Source organism: Streptomyces sp. ISL-87 (assembly GCF_018614095.1).
Lineage (GTDB): Bacteria > Actinomycetota > Actinomycetes > Streptomycetales > Streptomycetaceae > Streptomyces.
This window is the reverse complement of the sequence record NZ_JAGGOY010000022.1, coordinates 110,684-118,827: the sequence shown is the minus strand read 5'-3', so window position 1 is coordinate 118,827 and position 8,144 is coordinate 110,684. Positions and strand designations below refer to the sequence as shown.

At 70.3% G+C, this 8,144-nt stretch carries 8 protein-coding genes; 3 read left to right on the top strand and 5 right to left on the bottom strand.

All coding sequences use genetic code 11. The features are described from left to right. The 5 genes from J7I97_RS08505 to J7I97_RS08485 form a co-directional block, all read right to left on the bottom strand. The coding region (locus J7I97_RS08505) for a helix-turn-helix transcriptional regulator (RefSeq protein WP_214932347.1) at window positions 1-415 on the bottom strand (415 nt) is incomplete at its 3' end. Between the two features lie 111 nt (window positions 416-526). Beyond that, window positions 527-1,438, bottom strand: a complete 912-nt coding sequence (locus J7I97_RS08500; protein ID WP_214932344.1) for a ParB/RepB/Spo0J family partition protein — start codon at window positions 1,436-1,438, stop codon at window positions 527-529. Next, window positions 1,435-2,718: a ParA family protein gene (locus J7I97_RS08495; protein WP_214932342.1), complete on the bottom strand. Its 1,284-nt coding sequence runs from the start codon at window positions 2,716-2,718 to the stop codon at window positions 1,435-1,437. The genes J7I97_RS08500 and J7I97_RS08495 overlap by 4 nt, the downstream gene beginning before the upstream one ends. A 199-nt stretch (window positions 2,719-2,917) precedes the next feature. Further along, window positions 2,918-3,190 (bottom strand): hypothetical protein, encoded by a 273-nt coding sequence (locus tag J7I97_RS08490; protein ID WP_214932340.1) that lies wholly within the window; start codon window positions 3,188-3,190, stop codon window positions 2,918-2,920. 621 nt (window positions 3,191-3,811) lie between these two features. After that, the gene (locus J7I97_RS08485; RefSeq protein WP_214932337.1) at window positions 3,812-4,612 is read right to left on the bottom strand and encodes a GNAT family N-acetyltransferase; all 801 of its coding nucleotides are present in this window, start codon (window positions 4,610-4,612) and stop codon (window positions 3,812-3,814) included. 54 nt (window positions 4,613-4,666) lie between these two features. Here J7I97_RS08485 and J7I97_RS08480 point away from each other — a divergent pair, with 54 nt between their 5' ends. From J7I97_RS08480 to J7I97_RS08470, 3 genes are all read left to right on the top strand, one after another. Next, a complete protein-coding gene (locus J7I97_RS08480) occupies window positions 4,667-5,041 on the top strand; it encodes a signal peptidase I (protein WP_214932335.1) in 375 nt (124 codons plus the stop codon). A gap of 239 nt (window positions 5,042-5,280) precedes the next feature. Then, window positions 5,281-7,530, top strand: a complete 2,250-nt coding sequence (locus J7I97_RS08475; protein ID WP_214932333.1) for an MMPL family transporter — start codon at window positions 5,281-5,283, stop codon at window positions 7,528-7,530. 39 nt (window positions 7,531-7,569) lie between these two features. Beyond that, window positions 7,570-8,124 carry a GNAT family N-acetyltransferase gene (locus J7I97_RS08470; protein WP_214932331.1) on the top strand — a complete coding sequence of 185 codons (555 nt, stop codon included), beginning with the start codon at window positions 7,570-7,572 and terminating at the stop codon, window positions 8,122-8,124. The last annotated feature ends 20 nt before the right edge of the window (window positions 8,125-8,144 follow it).

Genomic DNA, 8,144 nt, shown 5'->3' with positions numbered 1-8,144 from the left:
GCGTGGTGGTGGGGGGCGCGGGGGCGTCGGAGGGCACAGGAGGTGCGGGGGTGGCCGGGGGCGTGGGCGTGGCCGGGGGAACGGGGGTGCCGGAGGGCGCAGGGGTGCCCGGGGGCGCGGGGGTGCCGGAGGGCGCGGGAGGTGTGGGGTGGAGGGTGGCTAGGCCTTCTAGGAGGCGGATGTAGGCCGCGCGCTTGGGGGGGCGGGGGGTTGTGCGGCCCGTTTCCCAGGAGGTGATCGTTTCGCGGCGGACGGACAGGGCCTTGGCGATCTGGTCCTGGCTCAGGCCGGCCGCTTCGCGGAGGCGCTTGCGCTCGTCCGGGTGCGGGAGAGCGTCCTTGGCGGCCGCTTCGTCGAGCAGGGCGTCTACCGCTGCGAAGAGGCTCTGCTGTTCGTTGTTGTGCTGGCTGGGCATTCGTACCTCCACCGTGCAGCTTATGTGAAGCGCACTGTTAAACGCACATGAAACGCACGTGGGGGCGTTAACGCCGTTAATGGCGTCAGCGCCCCCGTCGTGGGTTCTGCCTCAGATGCGGGTCAGTAGGAGCTCGGTGACGGCCTTGAGGTCGTCCGGGGTCAGGTGTGCCGTCAGGGCGTCCGCGATGGTTTCCGGGGAGTCCGTGGCGATGGTGATGCGGGGGGTGGGGGTGGGGCTAGGGGTGGGGGGCGGGGGGTTAACGGCGTTAACGGCGTTAACGGGTGGGGTGGGGCTCGTGCGTTGGCGTGGGGGGTTAACGGCGTTAATGGTTTCGGTTGCTGCTGCTTCCTGTACCTCGTGGGGGAGGCGGCCGATGCGGCGGGCCGGTTCTACCTTGAGTTCGCCCGTCTCGACCTTTTCCTGGAGGGTCGGGGTGAGGTTCAGGAGGGTGAGGCGTTGGGAGACCCAGGCAGGCGTCTTGCCCAGGCGCTTGGCGACCTGGGCCTGGGAGCCGTGGACGTCGACGAGTTCCTGCAGGGCGCGGGCCTGGTCCATCGGGGCCACGTCGACGCGGTGGACGTTGGCGATGAGCGCCGATTCGAGGATGTCGGCCGCCGACGCGGAGAGGGCGTCGTTGACGTGGATGTGCATGGTTTTCAGGCCGGCGCGCTGGGCTGCCGCCAGCCGGCGGTTGCCGTCGATGACCACGTACGGGGCGCGGCCCAGGCCGTCGGTCTGGCCCGGGTGGGCCTCCATGAAGGCCATGCGGGTGGCGACGGCGAGGGGCTGGAGCTGGCCTCGGGAGATGAGGGACTGGGCCAGCTCTTCGAGTTCCGTGAGGTCTTCGCGGAGGTTGAAGGGATTGTGGGCCAGGGCCTCGATGGGGACTTCGGAGGGGGGGACGACGCCGGAGGTGGGGGCGCCGGTGGCTTCCGCGATCGCCGCGCGGCGGGAGCTGACGCCGACCGGCTGGGCGCGGGCGAAGGATGCCGAGACTCCGAGTTTGTCTGCCTTGCTCATGAGATCTCCCTTGCGAGGGCGCGTAGGGCTACCGCCTGGTCGCCCTTCGGTGCGTAGACGAACAGCGGTTGCTTCATGCGGACCGCCTCGCGCTGTTCCTTGAGGTCGGGTACGACGGCGACGACGCGCGGATCCTTTATGTCCATCCAGGCCTGGAGGGAGGAGGTCGCGATGTAGCCGCGTCGGCCGTCGTAGAGGTTCACGACGAGGCCGAGGTAGTCGATGTCGAGGCTGAGGTCGTCGCGGAGGTCGTTGATTTGCGAGGTGAGCAGGTCGTAGGCGTCTGCGGAGGAGTCCTCGGCCTGTACGACGATCAGCGCGCCGGAGGCGCCCGGCTGCTCGGTGTCGCGGCGGCGCCCGTAGTAGATGGCGGCGTCCATGCTGAGGCCGAGGCTCGGGGGGCAGTCGATGAGGATGACGTCGTAGTCGGATTCGACGGGGGCCAGGGCGCGTTCGAGGGCGGCCTCGCGGGCGCGGACGGTGGAGAGGCGGACGTCGAGGAGGAAGGCGTCCGTACAGGCGGGGAGGATGTGGAGCCGGTCGCCGAAGCGGTCGTCCGGGATGGGGACGATCAGGTCGGAGAGGGGGCCCTTGGCCTCGCCGGCCATGTGGCAGGTGAGGCTGTCGCCGCCGATGGGGAGCGGCTGTTGGCCGAGCTGCTTGGTGAGGTGGCCCTGGGGGTCGAAGTCGACCAGTAGGACGCGCATGCCGAGGCCTGGGAGGTCTTCCAGGTCTAGGGGGGTTGGGTCTGTTGGGGGGTTGGGGTGGGGGTTTTGGTGGCTGGGGTGGGCGTCTTCTGGTGTTGAGAGGCGGGCCAGCTGGCGGGCGACGCGTACTGGGTGGAGGGCTTCGGGGTCCTCGGCGAGGGCTTCGGCGGTGCCGGCGGTGATGGCGGTCTTGCCGACGCCGCCCTTCTGGTTGCACACGACGATGCGGCGTACGACGGAGGGCCGCTTCACCGTGGGGGCCGGGTTCATCTCCAGCCAGAGGCGGACGGCTTGGGCGAGGCCCTGGATGAGGGAGACGCCGCGGTCCTTGGCGTCGGTGCGGAAGGAGTCCCACTGGCCGGCGGGCAGCCAGGTGGAGAACGATTCGGCGCCGGAGGTGTCGACGGGGGAGGGCGCGGAGGCGAGCGCGCTCCAGTGGGCGATGCCCTGGTGGACGGCGTCCTGGATGTCCACCCGCAGTTGGGCGGTGCGGATTTTCAACTCCTGGCGCAGCCACGGGGGGAGTTTGGAGACGACCTTCTCTCGGTCGCTCTGGGTCGAGGGTGAAGTCATGAGGGGGACTTTACTAACGTTCGGGGGTGGATGTGGGCGCCGCGCTTGAGTTTTGCTAACGAAGTGGTGCGTGTCGGGGCCGGGTATGCGACAGGGCGGCCTCGCGCACGCCGTAGCGAGGCGTTCTGTGGTTCACCACGGGGTGGGCGAGGCCGCGCTGGGGGGTGGGGGGCGTGGGGTTCGGTTTACGGCGAGGTCGTCAGGTCTGGGGTCGGGGGGCGCCGTGGGTGGGTGCGGGCCTCGGGTGGCGTGGAGTGGGGTGGGGCCGTGCGGATGCCGCGATCCCGGTCCACGGGTTGTGCGGGGACGGGTCCGGGTTGGTGAAGGAGCCGAACTCGATGGCATAGGCGGATGCGGCGCGGACGCGGACGTTGGCGGGGCCCGAACGCCATCTGGTGGGCAGGTCGATGAGCGGCTGGAGGCCGGGGGCTTCGATGGGGATGCCCTCGGCGATCTGGAACTGCTCGTCCATCAGCGTGGGGGCAGTGGGGTGGGGCGTTAACGCCGTTAAGGGTGCGCGCCGCGATGCCGGTGGCGGGGCCAGAAACGGAATCTAAGCTTCCATTTGTTAACGGCGTTAACGCCGTTAACGGGCTGGCTGCGTTGAGACGGCGGGTCAGTTCCGCCCGTCCCGCGGTGTTCGTGGGTGAGGTCCCGGGCGTAGGGCCTGGGTTCTTGGTCGGTTAGGACCAGGGGGTGCCGGCCTGTTGGCCGGTGGCGAGGTTGATGCGGTTCCAGACCTTGGCCGTGGAGATCGAGAGGATGAGGGCGGCGAGCTGCTCTTCGGAGTAGGCAGACACCGCAGGCGTTGATCTGGCTGGCGCGGATGTGGGCGAGTTCGAGGGTGCGCTCGCTGATGCCGGTGGCGGCGACGGCTGGCCTGTCGCCATCAGGCCGGCCATGGTGCCGGGGACGTCGAGGGCTGGGTTTCCCATGCCTGCGGTCATGGTGTGCTCCCTGTGGGGTGTGGTTGCTCGCTCCTGCTCTTTTGAAGCACTGACGGGGGAGGCGGGAGGGGGAGGGTGACCGGGTGGGGAAGGGGTGGGGGCGGGGGCGGGGGCGGACGTCGCGGGTGCTGGGGCCCGGCCGGGGGTCAAGCGCCAGGGGGGCTGTATACGTACGGCGTGGTCACGCCGAGGGCGCTGAAGCCGAGGCGTTCCAGGATCGGGCGGGAGTCGTCCGAGGCGTCCACCTGGAGGTAGGGGATGCCGAGTTCGGCCGCGATCCGGGCGCGGTGGGCCACGAGCAGGCGGTAGATGCCCCGGCCGCGCCACTCCGGGACCGTGCCGCCGCCCCACAGGCCGACGAAGGAGGTCCCCGGCCGCATCTCCATCCTGGCCGCGCTCACCGGGGTGTCACCGGCCATCGCCACCACGGCCGCGATCGTCTCCGGCTCGTCCCTCAGCAGGGTGAGCATCAGGTGCCTGATGCGGGGGCGCTCGGTACCGAAGGCCCGGGTGTGGACCGCCATCATCAGGTCCACGCCCGCCTCGTCCGTGACCACCCGCAGCGTGATCCCCTCCGGCGGATTCACCGGCAGCTTCGCAAGCTCGGCCACCCGCCCCACCATCAGCCGCTCGGCCTCCCCCGGCACGAAGCCCGCCGCGCGCAGCCGCTCCCCGAGATCCGCCGGGCGGTCGTAGTCGTACTGCTTCCACTCGAAGTCGGGCGCTCCCCGCCCGGAGAAGAACGCCACCTGCGCCGCGATCTCTTCGTCCGCCGTCTCCTCGTCGAGGTCCGACCAGAGCACGCCGTTCCATCCGTGCCCGGGTGCGGTCTGCCGTACGACCGCGCCCACCCGCTCCACGTCGGCCTCCGCCACGTCGGGCGGTGCGTCGCGGCGCATCTCCGCGTCGAACCGGTCCCGAACCTTCCGCAGTTCATCAAGATCCATTGGCTCAGCTGACCAGCCACCGGTCCGTTTCCACAACTGCATTAGCCTCGCCCCGTGAACGACGACACCGCCCTCATCCACACAGGCAAGGCCACCCCCGACGCCGCCGCCGACCGCGGCTGGCTCCTCGGCCACTTCAAGGACCCCGCCGATCCCCGCCACAGCGAGGACGTGGAGATCAAATGGGGGGTTCACCCCAAGGGCGACGAGCGGGCGCAGTGGGTCACCGGCGAGGAGCGCACCGCGCTGCAAGTCCTGATCAGCGGGCGCTTCCGGCTGGAGTTCCCCGGCCGCACCGTGGTCCTCGCCGAGCAGGGGGACTACGTGATCTGGGGCCGCGGGGTCGACCACTCCTGGTACGCCGAGGAGGACGCGGTGGTCCTCACGGTCCGCTGGCCCTCGATCCCGGGCTACCGGGCGGACGCGTAGCCGGAGGTGCGCGGACCAGGGTGAGAGGCGAAGGTCCCGAATGCCTTCCCGCCCCCTGTGACGATGCACACGAAACGGACTAACGATCACTAAACGCTGCGATCGTGGAGGCATATGTGAAGGTGAAGACCACTGGATCACCTGTGGAACTCCTGTAGATCACGTAGGTTCACGAGACCAGCGTTCTTTGCATCGGGCTGTCTCCCGGTAAAGACCCGAACCAACTGGGAGCACGTCCGTTGGCAGCTATCGCACGGTGGTGTGTGCGGCACCGTCTCGTCGCCGTCCTTCTCTGGCTGCTCGCCTTCGGCGGAACCGCCGCGGCCGCCGGAATCGCCGGATCGGCGTTCTCCAACAACTACGAGGTCCCCGGGACCGAGTCGGGCAAGGCCAACGCCCTCCTCCGCGAAGGCTTCCACGGCCAGGGCGGCGACACCGACACCATCGTGTGGCGGGCCCCTGATCACCAGACGGCCCGCACCCCCGCAGTCGAGCAGCGGATGAGTCAGGCCCTCGACGCCATCGCCGAGCTCCCCGGCGTCGGATCGGTCGCGGGCCCCTACGGATCCGGCCCCGAGAGCGCCGCGCAGATCAGCCCCGACGGGCGCACCGCCTATGCCGTCGTGACCTTCGACGAGCAGGCGGATTCGGTTCCCAAGGCCCAGGCCCAGGCGGTCGTCGACGCGGCCAGGAACGACCGGACCCAGCAGGACGGCCTCCAAGTCGAACTGGGCGGCCGTGCCATCGGCCTCACCGAAGCCCCCACCGCGCACCTCGCCGAGGTGATCGGCGTCGCCGTCGCGGCCCTGGTCCTCTTCCTCGCCTTCGGCTCGCTCGCCGCGAGCCTGCTGCCCATCGCGACCGCCCTGGTCAGCGTGGGCACCGCCTATTTCGGCATCACCCTCCTCGGGCACGCCATGCCGGTGGCCGACTTCGCCCCGATGCTCGGCACCCTCGTCGGCCTCGGGGTCGGCATCGACTACGCGTTGTTCATCGTCACCCGGCACCGCAAGGGCCTCAAGCGTGGCCTCCCGGTAGAGGAGGCGGCCGCGAGCGCCGTCTCCACCACCGGCCGGGCCGTCGTCTTCGCCGGGGCCACCGTCTGTATCGCGCTGCTCGGCATGCTGGTGCTCCGGCTGAACTTCCTCAACGGCGTGGCCATAGCCGCCTCGCTCACCGTGGTCCTGACCGTGGCCGCCTCGGTGACCCTGCTCCCCGCCCTCCTCTCGTGGATCGGGATGCGCGCCCTCTCGCGCCGCGAACGCCGCAAACTCGCCGCCGAGGGCCCTCAGCCCGAACCGCCCACCGGGTTCGCCGCCCGCTGGTCGGCCTTCGTGGAGCGGCACCCCAAGCTGCTCGGCGTCGCCGCGGCCGCGGTGATGCTCGTACTGGCGCTGCCCACGTTCGCGCTGCACCTCGGTACCTCCGACCAGGGCAACAACCCGGCCACCTCCACCACCCGCAAGGCCTACGACATGCTGGCGGACGGCTTCGGCCCGGGCGTGAACGGCCCGCTCACCGTCGTCGCCCGCCTCGACGGCGCCGGGGACCGGATCGCCGTCGACCGGCTGTCCGAGGCGCTCCGGACGACCGAGGGCGTCAGCTCCGCCGGTCCGGCCGTCTTCAACCGGAGCGGCGACACCGCCATCCTGACCGTCGTACCCGACTCCGCCCCCCAGTCCCGGGCCACGAGCGAGCTCGTCGGTACGCTCCGTGAGGACGTCATCCCGCGCGCCGGGCACGGCAACTCCATGGACGTGCACGTCGGCGGTGTGACGGCCGGCTACGACGACTTCGCCGACGTGATCATCGGGAAGCTGCCGCTGTTCGTCGGGGTGGTCATCGCCCTCGGCTGCGTGCTCCTGCTGCTCGCCTTCCGCTCCATCGGCATCCCGCTCAAGGCCGCCGCCATGAACATCGCGGCCGTTGCCTCCTCCTTCGGAGTCGTGGTCGCGGTCTTCCAGTGGGGCTGGGGAAGCGAGCTGCTCGGCCTCGGCAGCGCCGGGCCGATCGAACCCTTCCTCCCGGTGATCATGGTGTCGGTGCTCTTCGGCCTCTCGATGGACTACCAGGTGTTCCTGGTCAGCCGGATGTACGAGGAGTGGCTGGAGACCGGCGACAACCAGCGGGCGGTCCGCGTCGGGCTCGCCGAGACCAGCCGGGTGATCAACTCGGCGGCCGTCATCATGATCTCGGTATTCCTGGCCTTCGTGCTGAGCGGCGACCGGATCATCGCGATGTTCGGCATCGCGCTCGCCGCCGCCGTGGCGCTCGACGCGTTCGTCCTGCGCACCCTGCTCGTCCCGGCGCTGATGCACATGCTCGGCGGTGCGAACTGGTGGCTGCCCGCCTGGCTGGACCGCAGGCTGCCCAAGATCAGCATCGAGCCCCCGGAATGCCGTGCGCCTGCGACACTTCCCATGCAGCGGACCGGCGCGGACACCGCCACGAGCGAGGACGGCGCCGAGCCCGCCACCGCATCCAGGTGATCCGGCAACCCGCCGCTTGAGGCCGAAGGAAGAAGCCGCATGTTCTCGATAGACCTTGCCGACGACGCCCAGCTGTTCCCGCTGGAGGTCCACCACGCCGAGGAGCTCCTGGCACACATGGACCGCGGCCGGGAGTACATCGGTCAGCATGTCGGTCTTCCCGACGTCGTCGCCGACCTCGACTCGGCGCGGGGATACCTCGCCACCTACGCGCAGAAGGCGGCCACCGACACCGGGCGCCTCTACGGCATCCGGGTCGACGGCACCCTCGTCGGCGGAGTCCTCTTCCGCGTCTTCGACGCCAAGAGCGGCATCTGCGAGGCCGGCTGCTGGCTGGAGCCCGCCGTGGCCGGCCGGGGCCTGATCACCAAGGCCTGCCGGATCCTGATCGACTGGGCGTTCCAGGAGCGCGGCATGCACCGCGTGGAGTGGCACGCCTCCTCCGCCAACAAGAAGAGCATCGCCGTCGCCGAGCGCCTCGGCATGACCCGTGACGGCGTCATGCGGCAGAACGACCTCTACCGCGGCGTCCGCCAGGACACCGAGATCTGGTCGGTCCTCGCCCACGAGTGGCCCACGGTCCACCCCGCCTAGTGTCGTGGCCGGAAAGGTTT